The sequence below is a fragment of the Emticicia agri genome, from assembly GCF_004168285.1.
Classification (GTDB): Bacteria; Bacteroidota; Bacteroidia; order Cytophagales; family Spirosomataceae; genus Emticicia; species Emticicia agri.
The window spans coordinates 12692-29703 of the sequence record NZ_SEWF01000065.1 but is presented as its reverse complement, the minus strand read 5'-3'; the positions used below and the strand labels follow the sequence as shown (position 1 = coordinate 29703).

Genomic DNA, 17012 nt, shown 5'->3' with positions numbered 1-17012 from the left:
TTTTGTGGATGAATGAGCAAAATATTCTTTTTCCAACGAACCAGAAAATCCTGTTCAAAGTGCATCATCCATTCAATAGTCCATGCAGAAGCATAGCCTCTGTCAAGTACATGTAAAACCTTTACGATGAGTGACTTGTTGAGTTTTTTGAGCATTCGGAACATGATATTCGAAGCCAATTCCTTGTATTTACCTCTACTGGTCCACCAACTCATTTGACACACCGAGGGGATTTCTCCCAAAGCTGATACCATCGTAGCTGTCCAATGAAAACCTGGTACACAAATCCGACTGGCTGGTGGATGGTAAAAACCTTTCTTGATTTTGGTTAATCGTTTCCCTTTGCTACTTTCTACACTACATAAGCCCTCCATGAACCAAGACTCTGGTTTTTCTATCCGACTATCATCCCACAATAACAGTGGACGAAGACCTCTTGCCTGTAAATCTCTGATGCGTTCTTTGGCCTTTGCAAACAAAAAATTGTCAACTAATTTACTTTCCCATTTCTTACTCCGAAGTAGATTACTGATGCGTTTGGTGCCTGCTGGGGCATGGGCAAAACCACAGATGTAAGCCCCTAACTCGCTTAATAATAAACCCATTTTCTGATTGCGGAAAACCAGTATGGCCATAAATAAATCAAAAAATGTACGGCTTAGACGCTTATCTATTTGAGAATCAAGTTTTGTGAGAATACTTTGAAGATATTGACTGGATTGACTTAGAAGAAAAGCACCTGTCTTATTGTGTGTTTGCTTAGTTTTTGATAATATTGTAAACATAAAAAGACCTCCTGATTGATTTGTGTTTGTAGTGATTCACAAATTTAACCAGAAGGTTCTTTTTTTTATTTACCAGTCCCAAAATTCGGGATGACTCATGTTTGTATGCAACGCATCAGGATTTAGTATAACTTGCTATCATTCTTTATTAATAGCTGTTAGTAGCCCGAATATTCTCTTTTACTGTATTATTTTGTAGCTTTGTTGTATCAATATTACCCACAATCCATTTGTTTCATTAAGCACAATGCAAGTTATAAATCCGGCTACCGAAGAAATTATTACTACTCTGGTTGAAGATAATGCTGAAAGTCTTCAGGCAAAACTCAAAACCCTGCAAAAAGGACAGAAAGCGTGGGCGAGAGTACCACTTAAAAAGCGTATCTCTATTATTGCGCAGTTCTCTGAATTGATTGCTGAAAATATAGAAGAACTCGCAGCCACACTTACTTCTGAAATGGGCAAACCTTTACAACAAGCCCGAAACGAGGTAAATGGTGCAAGAGCAAGAATCAAATACTTTGTAGAAAACGCTCAGAAATACCTTAAAGACGAAGTAGTTACCCGTCAGGACAACCTCACTGAAAGGATTTCTTACGAGCCTTTGGGCGTAATCTGTAATATATCGGCATGGAACTATCCTTTTTTAGTAGGTGTAAATGTGTTTATTCCTGCTTTAATCGGTGGCAATGCCGTTTTCTATAAACCCTCTGAATTTTCGACTCTTACCGGACAAAAAATTGAGAAATACCTCAAAAAAGCAGGTGTACCTGAGGATGTTTTTCAGGTAGCTATTGGCGCAAGAGAAGTGGGTGAACTTCTATTAGAAATGCCTTTAGATGGCTATTTCTTTACAGGTTCATACCGTACCGGACAGTTTATCTACGAAAAAGTAGCGCACAAAATGGTGCCTTGCCAACTGGAATTAGGCGGTAAAGACCCGCTCTATGTAGCCGACGATGTAGCGGATATTCAGGGAGTAGCAGCAGGAACAGCCGATGGGGCATTTTATAACAACGGCCAAAGTTGTTGCGCCGTTGAGCGGATTTATGTACATGAAAAGGTTTATGACCAATATGTAGAGGAGTTTGTAAAAGAAGTGAATGGCTACAAGATTGGTCAGCCAAAAGAAGAGGGTGTATATATTGGGGCTTTAAGCCGTCAGTCGCAATTAGAGTTTTTAGAAAATCAGGTGCAGGATGCCTTGAAAAAAGGAGCAAAACTACTGATTGGAGGTAAAAGCATAGCCGGGCAGGGGTATTTCTTTGAGCCCACGGTGTTGGTAGATGTCAACCATAAAATGAGTGTGATGAAAGATGAATCTTTCGGGCCTATTATTGGTATCATGAAAGTAAAAGACGATAAAGAGGCTACTAAACTGATGCAGGATACGGAATACGGGCTGACAGCGGCAGTATATACAACTGATAAAAAGCGTGCAGAAAAGATATTGAAACAGGTCAATGCTGGAACAGGCTACTGGAATTGCTGCGACCGTGTATCTGCCCCTCTACCCTGGAGCGGACGTAAAAACTCGGGCTTTGGTGCAACACTATCTCACGCAGGTATCAGAGCCTTTGTGAAACCTAAGGCATGGCATTTGAGGGGGTGATTGATAGTTTTTTTCGTAGAGACGCAATGCTTTGCGTCTCCATTGGTCTATCTTATTTAACAAATATCATGTAAAGGAGATAAAACAATAGAACATTTATGCACAGTTAAAAGCCCGTGGAGACGCCATGCATGTCGTCTCTACAAAAAAATTTTCATTCAATCTAATCAATCCCTATCATTATTCTTATAACTATCAAATCCTGTTCTTGGAATCAATAATTATGGTTACAGGGCCGTCGTTCAATAGCGATACTTTCATATCAGCACCAAACTCTCCGGTTTGTATGGGCTTGCCTAAATCCTGTGTCAGTTGGGCAATCATTTTTTCGTAGAGTGGAATAGCTACCTCTGGGCGAGCGGCTTCTATAAATGAAGGCCTATTGCCTTTTTTGGTATTGGCATGTAGCGTAAACTGGCTAATCAGCAGGATATTTCCTTCAACGGCTGAAATATCCAAATTCATTTTTCCTTCTGCATCACCAAATACACGTAATCCTACTATTTTTTTTGAAAGCCATTCCAAATCTTCCTGTGTATCGGTATGCGTAATGCCTAATAGTATCATAAAGCCTATACCGATTTGTCCTTTTACGATAGTATCTATCGTTACCGATGCCTGGCTTACCCGCTGTATAACTGCAATCATGAGGGTTATAAGTGTAATAATAAATCTGCGATAATTAAGTATGTACCAATGCCAATAATATCGTTGGCAGTAGTAATAAATGGCCCGGAGGCTATGGCCGGATTCACCCCTATTTTATCTAATAGTAGTGGAGTAACTGTACCCATAAAAGACGCTAATACTACTACTGATAACAAAGAAAAGCAAACCACTAAAAAAAGGTCAGGCTCACCTATCAGGTAAATATAAGCCCCTGCCAATGCACCAATCACCAAGCCATTTACGAGCGCTACTAAAATAATTTTTAGTAAACGTTGCCATAAACTGGTAGTAATTCCGGTTTTTTCGGCAAGGCTTTGTACTATCAGCGATGAGGTCTGGATACCTACATTGCCACCCGTTGAACCCATAATCGGAATAAAAGCGGCCAGCGCAGCTACTTTCTGAAACTCGGCTTCGAAACTTTTGATAACAGTAGCCGCCAAAAGACTTCCGGCTACCCCCACCACCAGCCACGGTAAACGGGCTTTGGCCAGTTGCCATACACTATCGTCTTCCTCGGCCTCACCTGTGATACCCGCCATTACCTGAATATCTTCTTCGGCTTTATCTGTAATAAAGTCAATCACGTCGTCAATCGTAATTCTCCCTAAAAGCCTGCCTAAAGTATTTACTACCGGAATAGCCTCCAAATCATACTTCTGCATCAGTTCGGCTACTTCTTCGGCTTTGGCGGTTGTTTCTACAAATACAATATCGTCGTCTAAAATATTCTCTATTTTAGTATTTTTCCGGGCCAGTACAATTTGTTTCAATGATACTATGCCTTGCAGTTTCTGGTCATCATCTATTACATAGATGGCAAATACCTTTTCTACATCTTCTGCCTGCCGCCTGATTTCCTCCACACATTCGCTTACGGTCCAGTTAGAATTTACTTTTACCAATTCTTTCTGCATCAGCCCCCCGGCAATGTCTTTGGGGTAATACATCAAATCAATAATAAAGCGGGCTTGTTCACGGTCGTCCAGTAAAGCAATTACTTTTTCCCTTACCTCAATCGTCTGCTCATTCAATAAGTCGGCGGCATCATCAGAATCAAATATATTTACATACTTAGCTATTTCTTCAACCGTAAACTGTTCTTTAATGAACGTTTTACGAACCTCAGGGTCAATATGCGAAAGTATCTCTGCGCCTGTTTCTGTATCCAGTAAGGTAATCAGATAATGCCCCTGTGCTCCATCAAGCTCAAGCAGAATACCAGCAATATCAGCCGGATACAACTCGTCCATTTCGGCTTTCAGCAGTTTTTCATCTTTCTGCTCAATAGCCGCTTCCAGTTTTTCTATGTACTCCTTGGTTAGCTCAAAAGTAGTCATGCCCACTTGTTAGTTTTCGGTAAATGCCTTTGTCAGTAGTACAAACTCTGCCACGCCCAATTGTTCAGCACGCTTGTTTAATAATTCATGTTCAAAATTCAGTCCAATAGGTTTTAAAGCATTCCGCAGGGTTTTCCGTCGTTGGTTAAAACCTGCTTTTACTACCTGAAAAAACTTTTTCTCATCGCACTCCAGTTTATCTATGGCATTTCTGCGCAGGCTTATTACCCCCGAATCCACCTTTGGCGGAGGGTTGAATGCACCTGGCAAAACTGTAAACTCATATTTAATATCATAAAATGCCTGTAAAAGTACGCTCAGAATACCATAATCTTTGTTACCCGGTGGTGAGGCAATGCGTTTAGCTACTTCTTTCTGCAACATACACACCACTTCTACTACCGTATCTTTGTGCTCCAATACTTTAAAAAAAATCTGGGAAGAGATATTATAAGGGAAATTACCGATAATAGCCATTGGTTCGGTGCTATCAAATCCTTTCAGATTCGCCAGATTCATTTTCAGAAAGTCTTCCGAAAAAATACGGTCGCCCAAATCTGCAAAATGGGTGTTCAGATACGCTACCGATTCGGTGTCTATTTCTACGACAGAGGTCTGATAATCAGTCTTTTTCAGTAAAAACTGTGTCAATACACCCATACCCGGGCCTATCTCTAAAACCTTTGTATAGTTTTTATGGCGTGAAAGCAGGTTCACAATCCGTTCGGCGGCATTCATATCTTTAAGAAAATGCTGCCCGAGGTGTTTTTTAGGTTTGACTTTTTGCATGCTCAAAATTAGTTCTTTATCCCAAGAATGACACGGCATTGCCCTGATTTTGTTGAATATCCTCTACATCTTGTCTATGATTTTGCGCTGTTTCAGCGTTTTTTCCTGAAATATGGCATCTGGACTGCTTTTTTGAACACTATTAATAAATTATTAACAAATCAGTTAAAGCCATGCAACGTAACATCGTTTCAAAATCACTTGTTTTAGCCGCTTCTTTATTAGCAGTGGGCTATACTAATATGAGTTGTCGATCAACAGGTGGCGTATCAGGAAGAGATATGTCAACTACTAACGACGACCAAACCACCATGATGCCGCCTCCGCAAGCCCAGCAGGCTTCTATTTCAACCGTTTCATTAGGAGGTGCTTCGGGAACAGAAATTAAAAGAATTATGTCTGAATATGTTCCGGCCTTGAACGAAAATATAGGTGATATAGCTATGGTAGAGACCTACGATGAAGGGATTATCGTTACTATGAATAAGGGGAATATATTTGATGTAAATTCATACATGATTAATAAAGAAGCCAAGTCGGATTTGCTAAGAGTAGCTTACTCACTGAAACAAATGCCTAATACCTTTGTAGTAGTCAACGGGCATACCGACGCCACAGGCAGTAAAGAATATAATGACAAACTATCAAGAAAAAGAGCCGTTCAGGTAGCCAACTATCTGAAAGGTGCAGGTATTGATGAGAAAAGACTTTTGGTAGATGGATATGGGGAGAAAATACCTAAATATTCGAACAAGATGATGACAGGTAGAAATAAAAACCGAAGAGTAGATTTTATCATAGTAGCCGATAATGAGCTTCGTGAAGATATAGTCAACGGAACGAGTTCGATAAGATAATTCATAACTATTCTTACCGAAACCGTAATCGGGGTAGCTACATAGCTGCTCCGATTTTTTTGTTTCAGAATTTATGATACATTTGGAATAAAAACCAACTATATGACCCGAATCCTTATTTTCTTCTATCTACTGTTGCCAATGGCAGGGTTGGCTCAGGGAGGCACAGAAATTTATTTGCTTGATATAAACGTCAGAAACAACAAATTTACCTTATCAAACCCCGTCAATATTACCGAACATACAGGGTACGATAATCAGCCTTCGTTTCATCCGGCTTTACCATTTGTTTATTATGCTTCTGCCAACGACAGCGGACGAACAGATATTAAGTCTTACGATTTCGAAAAAGGCGTTATCCGTCAGATTACCAATACCCGAGAAAGAGAATACTCGCCTACCATAACTCCCAATGAATATTTTTTTTCCTGCATTATTCAGCGTGATAACGGACAACAGGATTTAGGGCAATACCTGATTGGCGGCGGCCCTCCTAAAGTACTGATTAATACCTTGAAAGTAGGCTATCATATCTGGATTGACGCCAGTAGGCTGCTGCTATTTGTACTGGCCGACTCGACCAATAATCTGCATGAATATAACCTTGCTACTAAAGAAAACACCATTATTGCGCCAAAACCCGGGCGTTCGTTACATAAAATCCCTAATCAGGCTACTTTTAGTTTTATTGATAAATCTGCTGAACAATGGGTAATCAGGCAGTATGACCCGGCCACCAAAACCATTACTCCTATTGTGAATACCGTTGGTAAATCAGAAGACATTACCTGGACAAGCAACGGCTATATTCTGACCAGCGATGGCGAAAAACTCTATGCCTATAAACCCAAACAAAGCAAAGAATGGCAATTGATTGACACTGAAAATCTGCCTATGCTTAAAAAAATCACCCGTTTGGCTGTCAATAAAGATAATAATAAATTGGCAGTGGTGGTGAGTGAGTAATTTTAATTCCTTATAGTTTTTTCGTAGAGACGCACGGTTCGCCGCACGATTGCATGCGTCTCTACGAAAAAACTTTCATTGTCCTCCAATACCCTCATCCTTCTTAAAAATTTCCTCCCTCAGGCAACGTTTGCTGTGTTACCCGGATTATTGTCATTGAAATGGATTTAAAAGCTACTATACATCATTGTAAAGCCGGAAACAGGAACGCACAGAAAGCAATATTCGATTTGTTTTCGAAGCCTTTTCTACGATTGGGTTTTCGTTACCTCAACGACCGACAGTATGCAGAAGATGCCTGTCTGGAAGCATTTACACTTATTTTTGAAGGCTTTAAAACATTTCAATACCAATCAGATGCGCAGACAGAAGCCTGGATGAAGCGTATTGTAGTAAATCAATCATTAAAGCTATTACGCCGTAATCGTAGTTTTCTTATTCAGGCATTAGATGCAGAAAAAGATATTGAAGCAACAGACGTAGGTATTGAAGAGGATATGAGTGGTCGGGAAATACTTGACCTTATCACTTCGCTCCCCGACGGCTATCGGGCAGTGTTTAATCTGTATGTCATCGAAGGCTATTCGCATACCGAAATAGCCGACATACTGAATATTACTGAAGGCACTTCGCGTTCACAATTGTTTAAGGCCAAAATGCTGTTAAAAAAAACACTTACCATGAAAAAAGTAGTATGACACCGGAAGAAAAAAATATCAAAAATAAAATAGATAATCTATCTGATATTGATGTGTTCTTCAACGATTCACAACTGTGGGAACGTGTAGAAGCCGGATTAGACCAGCAGGAAGTCCGTATAAGTGTATCTGTCTGGTATTGGGTAGCTGCCAGCGTGGTGCTTGTGGGGTTATCATTTTATTTCTTTTTGTATCCTGCTACCACTCCACCATTAACGCATACTGTGATTAAGAATACCGCTACTTCTATCCCTCAATCCAGAACTGAAATTACCTCTCAGACTAAACCTGATACGCCCAAAAATGGGGTAAGCAAAAAAGCAATAATTACCCCAATGCCAATACAAGACAGTATTCAGCCCGATGAAGTACAGGAAAAAATGTTAATAACAGAGGTAACACCATTGAATAGCATCAGCAAAACGCTTGAAACTGAGAACTCAAAAGACTTGCGTAAATACCCGGTTGCCTTTAAGGCACAAAGAGTAACTACGCTGGAATTACCGCTTATTCCTGATGAAATGATGGCACGGGAATCTTTTGCCAGACGTGCTTTGAGGCAAATCAAAAACCTGAATACAGAAGGAAAAATAGACCTGCGTGAATTAAATATTGAACCCAGAAATGTATGGGCTTATCTGGAAAGAAGTTTTTTTCATGATACAACTAAAATAACAACGCCTAAATCTCTTAAACCATGACAAAGCTTTTTTTACTCACTGTGACTATGCTGATTAGTTTTGCTACCTACGCTAAAGAAGACTCTCTGATTGCTAAAATCGGTAAAAAAGCCAAAGTTGTTTTTTATACCGAAAATCCCGAAGACCTGAAAGAAATCGGGAAATATGATTTAAACCTGCTGTTTAAAGAATTAAGAAAGCGCTCTGAAAAAAACTTTTCATTAAGCGAAGAAGTAAGTCTGAAAGAAGCCGACGATTTGAAAAACCGGGAATCTAATACGACAGTTACCCCGAAAAAATGGTTCAGAAATATGAACCTGAATATATTCACAGGTGTAACGATGGCCTCTGTTCATCGTTATCGGTCAGGTATTTTTGGGGCTAAATATAAGGCGCATTTTATGGGGCCTGTTTGCAATTGCTCAGATGATGGGTTTCCGTATGCCAGTATATTTAAGGTTCATAGCGAATCGGCAAGTATGTTTGGAATCGGAGGCTATTATGATAAATTACTCAAGGTAAAAAGCCGTAAAGTTGTTTCATTAAGGTATGGTTTTGGCTTAGATTTTATTACCACCAAAATAATTCTTACAGAAATCAATAGAATCCCTTTAAGGTTTTCTGTTCCGTCAATACCTGGTTCATACATAAATAACCAGCCTACTCGAAAGATTCATTCCAGTAATTTTTTTACAGAATTACAACCTACTATCAACTTTACTAACAAAAAAGGTCAGCAAAGTTTCAGGATAGGACTCGGAGTAAAGTTAGCTCTTTCATTGAATAATATCAGCGGGGAAAAAATTATGGATAATTACTTATCTATAACTAATAGCCCATACTTGGGTATTAAATATAAACCTGTGCAAACTGCCCTGACAGGCACATTTGGTTATAAATATGTCAGCCTGTTTGTGCAGATAGCCCCTAACAATATTCAGATTGCCGATATAAACAATACCAATTATACCTACACCCTACCCATTGACAGCCCCAGGCAGATTAATGGTACCAACTACATCATAGGTTTACGCTTTGGTAAGTAAGATTAAACAAACAGTTTTCTAAATTTTTCATCTTTCTTCGTAGATTTGGCTTTGTATAAATACTACCAAAAGATGACGGTTGAGAAATCCCAGGAAGAATTGTTGTTTGAGATTGAAAAACTCAAACGTAAGCTCGATGAAGCCCAGCACAACAGTGCCACAGACTTGTTACAGGATTTAGTTGATAATACTTCCGAAATTATCATGCTGCTTTCGTTGAGTGGTCGGTTTCTGTTTGTCAATAAGGCTTTCAGAGAAGCATTGGGCTATACCAGCGAAGAATTAGCCCGACTTTCTTTACAGGATATTCTACACCCGCAATTTGCTGAGGATATGCTCAATACGCTGGAGCAAATCAAGACAGACAAGCAGATTGTAGATTACCAGACCGTGATGCGCAACAAAGAGAGCAAGCGGGTCTATTTATCAGGCGACATCAGTTGTCGGTTTGAAAACGGGCAACCTACTGCTTTCCGTTGTTTGTTCAGAGATATTACTCTGCGTCGAAGAGCCGAGAGAGCGCAGCAGTTGTATTATACCATTGCCCAGCTCAACCTGAACACGCTTAACCTGAAAGACTTTCTGACACAGGTACATGAAGAACTACAGAAAAAGATACAGGCAAATAACTTCTTTGTCGCACTTTTCGAGCCTGAAGATGGTACCATTTATTACCCTTATGTAGTAGATGAGTACGCCGAAACGAGCGAGAATTTTCTGCGCCGTAAATTAGGCAATGGTATCATTGAGTACTCAATGGTGCAGAATAAACCGCTTTTTTTGTATAAAGAAGACATAGAAAAACTAACAGAGACCGAGCGTCTGACACTCTATGGTTCGTCGTTGCCGGAGGTGATGCTGTGTGTACCCCTAAAAGTAGATACCAATACCACAGGCGTAATCGGCGTACAATCCTACAGCGACCGTAATAAATTCAATATCAGAGATTTAGAGCTACTGGAATTTATTTCAGGGCAGGTAGCTGCTGCGTTGGTAAGAAAACAGAATGAAGAAGATTTGCTTCGGCAGACCTCCCGTCTGAATGCCGTATTTGATAGTAGTTCGCACGTTATCTGGACAGTGAATCTGAAACGTCAGTTGAGCTCTTTTAATAAGAATTACGAAGAACTGATTAAGAAAAATCTCGGTTTTCCGCCTCAGCTTAATTCAAGTACAGAGAAAATCGGCTGGCGATTAATAGCTCCTGAAGACCGCCCGATTCTGCGAGATAAATATAACGAAGCCTTTAAGGGTAAACCTCAGTATTTTGAAATGCACTGGGGTAAAATAGACGGTGGCGACGATTGGTATGAGTTCTATCTGAACCCGATTCTCTCTTCATCAACCGGACAGATTGAAGAAATTTCAGGGATTGCCCAGAACATTACTGAAAAGAAAAATTCTACCATTACTCTGCAAAAAAGCGAGCAGAAATTCCGGGATACCATTGAGTCTTTCATAGATATTTATTACCGGACCGATTTAGCCGGAAACATCAGTATGATTTCTCCGTCTGTTTATACCCATACGGGTTATACAGTAGAAGAAGTAATGGGCAATAAGGTTGATAAGTTTTTTGAAAATGCGATTGACAGCTCGAAAAATATCAAAAGCCTTTTGAAATCGGGTAGTATTACCAATTTTGAGGTAGTAGTGAAACGCAAAGACGGAGAACTGCGGCAGTTTATGCTCAATATCCGTATGATTAAAGATGCCAAGGGGATTCCGGTAGAGGTTGAAGGGGTAGCCCGTGACATTTCGGAATTGAAAAGGGCCAATGAAGACTTACTAATTGCCAAAGATGAGGCCGAACGCTCATTGAAAGTAAAAGAGCGGTTTCTGGCTAATATGAGCCACGAAATTCGTACGCCTATGAACGGGGTGATTGGAATGATTGATTTGATGTACGAAACCCCTTTGAATCCTGAACAGAAAGACTATGTACAAACCATCAAGAAATCGTCAGAAACTTTATTAACGATTCTGAACGATATTCTTGACCTGTCGAAAATTGAAGCAGGCAAAATGGATTTGCACAATGCACCGCTTGCTATTAAAGAGTTATTGGAACGACTGGTGGCCTTGTTCCGTCAGCGGGCTATTGAGAAAAACAATAAACTTACTTACGAGATTGCCGACGATGTGCCTGCCTATCTGATAGCCGACCAGACCCGTTTGTTGCAGATTTTCTCTAATCTCACCTCTAATGCCCTGAAATTTACAGAAAATGGCAAAGTTGTCGTATCTTTATCAAAGGTGTCTTCTAATGGTAAAATTCATGTATTAAAAGGCGAAATCAGAGATTCGGGCATCGGTATTTCAGAAGAAGACCAGAAACTGCTGTTCGGGGCATTTCAGCAGTTAGATAATTCTACCAAGAAATCTTTTGGAGGCACGGGCTTGGGGCTGGCTATTTCAAGAGAATTGTGCCGTTTAATGAAAGGCGACATGGGCGTGGTATCAAACGAAGGCAAAGGAAGCACTTTCTGGTTTACGATTGAAGTTCGCTCGACGAGTATAAGTCCGAGCGTGTCTGATAACAATGAGAATGAAATTCAGCTTACTAATTTCTTCAGCACCTACTCACCAAAGATTTTGCTGGTAGACGATAATCAGGTAAACAGAAAAGTAGCCTCAGAAATTCTGCAGAAATCAGGTTGTAAAGTAACTACGGCTGAAAGTGGTGCAAAAGCCATTGAAATATTCGGCAATGACAATTCATTTGATTTAGTCTTTATGGATATTCAGATGCCAGAAATGGATGGCATTGAAACAACTAAAAGAATGAGGGCGCTTTATGGCTCTGCACTACCCAAAGTAGTAGCCATGACCGCCTATTCAATGCAACATGACCGTGAGCGTTTCCTGAGTGAAGGGATGGACGATTATGTACCTAAACCCATCAGAGCGGCCGTATTGGTACAGAAAGTAAATGAACTGGTAAAGACCGAAGGCAGAGAAGCAAATAATCAATCAACTGACAGCAATACGCCTACCCAAACGACCACTGCTACGAAGAATGGTCAACCAGCCACAACCAGGCAAACCCCTGTGGCCAATATCGGCAACAACCAACCTCAGGTTGATTTCAGTATCCCTGCTGATATACCCATGTTTGACATGGAAGTAGTGAATCAGTTAAAAGAAATGGTAGGCGAAGAAATGCTCCTGACTGTATTTGAAGACTTTGAAACAGAGGCACTGGAGCAGATACAAAACACCAAAGAAGCCTATCCCGATAACGTAAAAACCATTCAGAGCGAACTGCATACTTTGAAGGGTAATTCGGGAACTATCGGCCTGGCAAGGATACATGAAATCACAAAAAATTTAGAAGTGCCGTCAAAAACAGGCGATTTATCGCATTTCATCGAAAAAATGATTGTTTTAGAAGAAGAATTTGCTAAATTTCGCACGGAATATCATAGTGTTTTATCATAACCGCTATTTGAGTTCATCTACTTTTGTTGAACCTGTAATTCTGGCTGATACACTTTAGCCGGAATAATTTATAGCCTTAATTACCCGAATCCCGTAATTGTTTTTTACGCTATTGAAGAGTGAATCTTTAAGAATGAAAACCCATTGGCCGTTTATAATTTTGCTTCTTTTAGTAGGGCAAGGTGAAAATCTTTTCGCCCAGTGGCATTGTGGTATGCCTGCTCCGACACCACAAGAGAAACAAGCACTTTTCGCCCGGTATCAAAGTTTTATTCAACAAAAATCTTCTGGCAAGGCTCGTGAAACCAGCTATAAAGTAGCCGTAAAAATCAATATCATTTCGGGAGTAAATACGCCTGCTGCTTCGGTGCTGAACGAAACCGATATAAGAGACATCATTGCTCATGCCAATACTTATCTGCAAAATATCAATGTAGAATTATACCTGCTGAACAATCAGGTATTTCCGATAAAAGATGATAAATATGTTGAGTTTAAGGTAGCCAACGAGGCGGAGCTCAGAAAAAAATATGATGTGCAGAATGCCATTAATATCTATTTTGCTAAAAATATCAGCCTCGCTGACTTAACCGTACTAAGTGGCTATGCTTCTTTACCCAGTTTAGCGACTAATAGCAACCGTATTTTTTATTCTTATTTTGAACGTACAGCCGACGATATTGAGGGGCTTAAAAATAAAACTTTTCTACACGAGTTAGGGCATTATTTCGGCCTTTTACATACTTTTCAAGACAGCAAAAACCCTGATATATCGCAAAGAGAACTGGTAACCAGAGGCGCAGGCGCCAATTGTGCAGAAATGGGCGACCAGTTATTTGATACGCCTGCCGACCCTTTTGAAAGATTACCTATATCGGCTGCTTTTAAATGTACTGATGTAGCCCCTGCAGATGTGGTTGATGCCAATGGCGATAGGTTTGCGCCTGCTACCAATAATTTCATGTCGTATTACCAGAATTGCGGAAGTGTATTTACTGAGCAACAATACCTGAAAATGCAGGCGTCGTTTAGTATACGTTTTTCACCATCAGCCGAGTACCAGATTACAGGGCAGAGTTCAACTAATTTTGTTTCTATCAAAAGCCTGAATAAAAGTGTGTACTGTATGGGCGATTCGGTAGAAATCAGCTATGGCTTAGATGGATTATTTGACGGCACTAATCAGTTGGTTGCCGAATTATCAGACAATTCGGGTAAAAATTATGCAGTTATCGACTCTAAAAGACGAGGCAATAAGATTCTGTTTCGACTTCCTGCTGACCTGCCCGAAGGAGAAAATTATCATATAAGACTTAAAGCTACCCGACCGGAGACTTTCAGCCCTATCAGCGAGAGTTTTGCGGTTCGCAGTTATGCAGCCGCTTATCTGATTCCTGACAAAACGCTTATCAATGCAGGCGAAACCGTAGATTTTACACTTAGTCTGAAAGGAAGCGGTACCTGGTCTTTTGATTTATCAGATGGCACTTCTGTAAAAGATACCCGACAAACGACGCATACGTTTACTAAAATATTGAACGAAACAACGGTTTTTGCCGTAACCTCTATACGCAATATGTGCGGCGAGGGGCAGAAAAATGGCGGAGCGACCATACAGGTAACACAACCACAGATACGGGCTACCGGACTGGCTGCCACAACCATTTGTCAGGGGCAAACGATTAAACTTTCTATCAGTATTTCAGGCTCATTGTCTTTCGACAATCAGTTGAATATTCAGATTTCTGACCCATCAGGAAAAAACTTTACTGACTTACCCACGCAGGTATCATTATTCAATCTATCGGCACAGATTCCTGCCGATTTCAAGACGGGTTCGGGGTATCGGTTAAAAGTAGTGGCTAAAAACTCAGCTTTGTTTAGTGCGGCCATAGGGCCTTTAACCGTTATTTCCCCACCAAACCCTCCTGCTGTCAGTTCAACTATTAATTTCTGTCAGAACAGTACACCTGAGCCATTAAAAGCCACGGGTTCTAATATCAAATGGTATGTTGACGAATACGATTTAAAATCTTACAATATGCTTACTCCCTCTACCACTAAAGAGGGAACATTTACCTACTATGTAACACAAACCAACAATGCTGGTTGTGAGAGTAGCAAAGCAAGAGTAGAGGTACACATAAAGGCAGTACCTACCGCTATTCTGAGCGGCGACAATACCATTCTGTTAGGCGATAGCACGGCCCTTAAAGTAAATATTACCGGGGGTTTCCCGGCATCAGTAACTTTATCTAACGGCAAAAATTTTGCTATTAGTGCCAATCCTTTTGTAGTAGGAGTTAAACCCGAGCAGACTACCACTTACGAACTTCTTGAAGTAAAAAATACCTGTGGTGCGGGTCTGGTATCTGGCAGTGCCAAAATAATTATTCTGGAACCGCTCGCAACCGAAGAAATCCAAAAGGACGGTATCAGACTGTTTCCGAATCCGGCCAGCGAGCAACTGACCGTAGAGTTTCTTTCACCTCAACCTGCTACATCTGTCATTTCTCTCATTGATATGACCGGAAAGGTATTGCAACAAAATACGTCAACAGTAAACCAGGGCAAGCAGGAATTGATAAATTTAACCCCTTATAATACGGGTAGCTATATACTGAAAATTAAAATCGGAGAAAAAATCATTAACCGGAAGGTAATGATTAATAAATAGGAAGATACAGACATAAAGAAAGCCCTCTTGCGAGGGCTTTCTTGTATATTAAAGAGCCGGAATTCTAAGTACTTGACCCGGATAGATTTTATCAGGGTGTGTAAGCATTGGCTTGTTTGCTTCAAAAATAACTGGATATTTCATCATGTCGCCATAATAAGTTTTAGCGATTTTAGATAAAGTATCACCTTTTTCTACTGTATGGAACTGTGCTTCCGGTTCAGGAGTAGTTACAGTCAACTGGTTGTCAACCATATGTACACCTTCCACGTTACCAACTGCCAGGGCAATTTTCTCAGACTCTTCCTGCGTATCTACATCCCCAATTAAAGTTACAGTATCACCTGATGTTTTAATTGTTAATGTATTGAAAGACAAGCCAAGTTTCTGAACGTGAGCCAAAAGAACACTTGCTTTCAGTTCTTCTTTTTTCTCAACTGGTGCTGCCTCTTCTTTGCTGCCGAAAAGTTTTTCACCTACTCCTTTAAAAAATGACATTAATCCCATTTTCGTAATTGTTTTTTGTTAATAATTAATAAATAATAAGTACTGCAAATGTATTAAAATACTGAAACCTAAAACAAAAACTGCCCTAATTATTTAACTGTCAGCAGATTTTGAATCGGGTATTTATTTACAGTCGGTTTTTAGACGTATCCGCTTGCTAAAGTAACGTAAATACTTAATTATTTTTAAGTTTTATTTTAAAATTCTGTTAAAGACAATTGTCAGGGCAAAATCACAAAATTTCAGGCAATTATGGGGCATAATCTCAACAAATAAATTCAGAAAAACAAAATTCACATTAAAAAAATATTAATAGTTTAGCAAATAATGCAAAAAAAACTTGCAATACTCCCGTATTATTTTCGTTAATTTGAAGAGAAGATATAAACACATATACCGATGAAATGTAACAAATTACTACTCGCATTTATACTATTGCTTGGCTTTTCAGTGAAAGTCAGTGCACAGTCAGACGACGATGCTATCAAGGAAACTCTCTACAATTATTTAGATGGGGGTGCCTCAGGAGATTCTGCTAAACTGAACCGTGCCTTTCATTATGCTGCCAATCTGCGTAGCTTATCAAATGGGCGCATTGCTGAGATTCCGGTAAAAAAATTCATTGCATCGGTACCTGCCGGAGGTGCCAAGTGGAAGAGTAACATTGTGAGCTATAGCTATGCCGGAACAGCCGGAACAGCCGTAACAGAAGAAGAATTTGATACTTTTAAATATGTAGATTTTCTGAATCTATTAAAAATAAACGGAGAGTGGAAAATTGTAAGCCGTGTGTTTTCAAAGGTTGATAAAGGTACATTAGTAGCTGCCAATGGCATTACTGCTCCTGCCGCAAACACATTAAAAGCAGGCAATACAACCCCTGCAGGCAAAAAACCAGCCGCCAAACCAAAACCATCAGATGATGGCTGGTGAGAATACCTCACC

At 40.0% G+C, this 17012-nt stretch carries 13 protein-coding genes and 1 pseudogene; 9 read left to right on the top strand and 5 right to left on the bottom strand.

Annotation, left to right across the window (positions count from 1 at the left end; all coding sequences use genetic code 11):
- Positions 1–635, bottom strand: a pseudogene (locus tag EWM59_RS28475) (transposase); the annotation flags it as partial.
- Between the two features lie 397 nt (positions 636–1032).
- Between EWM59_RS28475 and EWM59_RS24725 the strand changes: the two are divergent.
- Positions 1033–2397, top strand: coding sequence for an aldehyde dehydrogenase family protein (locus tag EWM59_RS24725; protein WP_130023919.1), 1365 nt, complete (start codon positions 1033–1035; stop codon positions 2395–2397).
- A 195-nt stretch (positions 2398–2592) separates the two neighbouring features.
- Here EWM59_RS24725 and dtd read toward each other — a convergent pair whose 3' ends face one another.
- Genes dtd through rsmA form a run of 3 tightly spaced genes read right to left on the bottom strand, consistent with a single transcriptional unit; the run spans position 2593 to position 5195 of the window.
- Entirely contained in the window at positions 2593–3045 is a 453-nt protein-coding gene (gene dtd, locus EWM59_RS24720) for a D-aminoacyl-tRNA deacylase (RefSeq protein WP_130023918.1), read from the bottom strand.
- A 5-nt stretch (positions 3046–3050) separates the two neighbouring features.
- Positions 3051–4406, bottom strand: coding sequence for a magnesium transporter (gene mgtE / locus EWM59_RS24715; protein ID WP_130023917.1), 1356 nt, complete (start codon positions 4404–4406; stop codon positions 3051–3053).
- 9 nt (positions 4407–4415) lie between these two features.
- Positions 4416–5195, bottom strand: coding sequence for a 16S rRNA (adenine(1518)-N(6)/adenine(1519)-N(6))-dimethyltransferase RsmA (gene rsmA / locus EWM59_RS24710; protein WP_130023916.1), 780 nt, complete (start codon positions 5193–5195; stop codon positions 4416–4418).
- A 173-nt stretch (positions 5196–5368) separates the two neighbouring features.
- Here rsmA and EWM59_RS24705 point away from each other — a divergent pair, with 173 nt between their 5' ends.
- The 7 genes from EWM59_RS24705 (at position 5369) to EWM59_RS24675 (ending at position 15560) form a co-directional block, all read left to right on the top strand.
- Positions 5369–6052 carry an OmpA family protein gene (locus tag EWM59_RS24705; RefSeq protein ID WP_130023915.1) on the top strand — a complete coding sequence of 228 codons (684 nt, stop codon included), beginning with the start codon at positions 5369–5371 and terminating at the stop codon, positions 6050–6052.
- Between the two features lie 102 nt (positions 6053–6154).
- Complete coding sequence (locus EWM59_RS24700) at positions 6155–7018, top strand: TolB family protein (protein WP_130023914.1); 864 nt, start codon at positions 6155–6157, stop codon at positions 7016–7018.
- Between the two features lie 161 nt (positions 7019–7179).
- Entirely contained in the window at positions 7180–7716 is a 537-nt protein-coding gene (locus tag EWM59_RS24695) for an RNA polymerase sigma factor (RefSeq protein ID WP_130023913.1), read from the top strand.
- On the top strand, positions 7713–8417 hold the full coding sequence (locus EWM59_RS24690; RefSeq protein ID WP_130023912.1) for a hypothetical protein: 705 nt from the start codon (positions 7713–7715) through the stop codon (positions 8415–8417). Before EWM59_RS24695 ends, EWM59_RS24690 begins: the two co-directional genes overlap by 4 nt.
- Positions 8414–9442 (top strand): hypothetical protein, encoded by a 1029-nt coding sequence (locus EWM59_RS24685; RefSeq protein WP_130023911.1) that lies wholly within the window; start codon positions 8414–8416, stop codon positions 9440–9442. The genes EWM59_RS24690 and EWM59_RS24685 overlap by 4 nt, the downstream gene beginning before the upstream one ends.
- Positions 9443–9514: 72 nt before the next feature.
- Positions 9515–12883, top strand: a complete 3369-nt coding sequence (locus tag EWM59_RS24680; RefSeq protein ID WP_130023910.1) for a PAS domain S-box protein — start codon at positions 9515–9517, stop codon at positions 12881–12883.
- Positions 12884–13016: 133 nt separating this feature from the next.
- Entirely contained in the window at positions 13017–15560 is a 2544-nt protein-coding gene (locus tag EWM59_RS24675; RefSeq protein WP_130023909.1) for a T9SS type A sorting domain-containing protein, read from the top strand.
- Positions 15561–15608: 48 nt separating this feature from the next.
- Here EWM59_RS24675 and lysM read toward each other — a convergent pair whose 3' ends face one another.
- Entirely contained in the window at positions 15609–16067 is a 459-nt protein-coding gene (gene lysM, locus EWM59_RS24670; protein ID WP_130023908.1) for a peptidoglycan-binding protein LysM, read from the bottom strand.
- Between the two features lie 399 nt (positions 16068–16466).
- Here lysM and EWM59_RS24665 point away from each other — a divergent pair, with 399 nt between their 5' ends.
- The gene (locus EWM59_RS24665; protein ID WP_130023907.1) at positions 16467–17000 is read left to right on the top strand and encodes a nuclear transport factor 2 family protein; all 534 of its coding nucleotides are present in this window, start codon (positions 16467–16469) and stop codon (positions 16998–17000) included.
- Positions 17001–17012: the final 12 nt, after the last annotated feature.

What these genes read in the sequence shown, in the direction of transcription:
- EWM59_RS24725 (WP_130023919.1), top strand. Translation starts at nt 1,033, where the DNA reads ATGCAAGTTATAAATCCGGCTACCGAAGAAATTATTACTACTCTGGTT.
- dtd (WP_130023918.1), bottom strand. Translation starts at nt 3,045, where the DNA reads ATGATTGCAGTTATACAGCGGGTAAGCCAGGCATCGGTAACGATAGAT.
- mgtE (WP_130023917.1), bottom strand. Translation starts at nt 4,406, where the DNA reads ATGACTACTTTTGAGCTAACCAAGGAGTACATAGAAAAACTGGAAGCG.
- rsmA (WP_130023916.1), bottom strand. Translation starts at nt 5,195, where the DNA reads ATGCAAAAAGTCAAACCTAAAAAACACCTCGGGCAGCATTTTCTTAAA.
- EWM59_RS24705 (WP_130023915.1), top strand. Translation starts at nt 5,369, where the DNA reads ATGCAACGTAACATCGTTTCAAAATCACTTGTTTTAGCCGCTTCTTTA.
- EWM59_RS24700 (WP_130023914.1), top strand. Translation starts at nt 6,155, where the DNA reads ATGACCCGAATCCTTATTTTCTTCTATCTACTGTTGCCAATGGCAGGG.
- EWM59_RS24695 (WP_130023913.1), top strand. Translation starts at nt 7,180, where the DNA reads ATGGATTTAAAAGCTACTATACATCATTGTAAAGCCGGAAACAGGAAC.
- EWM59_RS24690 (WP_130023912.1), top strand. Translation starts at nt 7,713, where the DNA reads ATGACACCGGAAGAAAAAAATATCAAAAATAAAATAGATAATCTATCT.
- EWM59_RS24685 (WP_130023911.1), top strand. Translation starts at nt 8,414, where the DNA reads ATGACAAAGCTTTTTTTACTCACTGTGACTATGCTGATTAGTTTTGCT.
- EWM59_RS24680 (WP_130023910.1), top strand. Translation starts at nt 9,515, where the DNA reads ATGACGGTTGAGAAATCCCAGGAAGAATTGTTGTTTGAGATTGAAAAA.
- EWM59_RS24675 (WP_130023909.1), top strand. Translation starts at nt 13,017, where the DNA reads ATGAAAACCCATTGGCCGTTTATAATTTTGCTTCTTTTAGTAGGGCAA.
- lysM (WP_130023908.1), bottom strand. Translation starts at nt 16,067, where the DNA reads ATGGGATTAATGTCATTTTTTAAAGGAGTAGGTGAAAAACTTTTCGGC.
- EWM59_RS24665 (WP_130023907.1), top strand. Translation starts at nt 16,467, where the DNA reads ATGAAATGTAACAAATTACTACTCGCATTTATACTATTGCTTGGCTTT.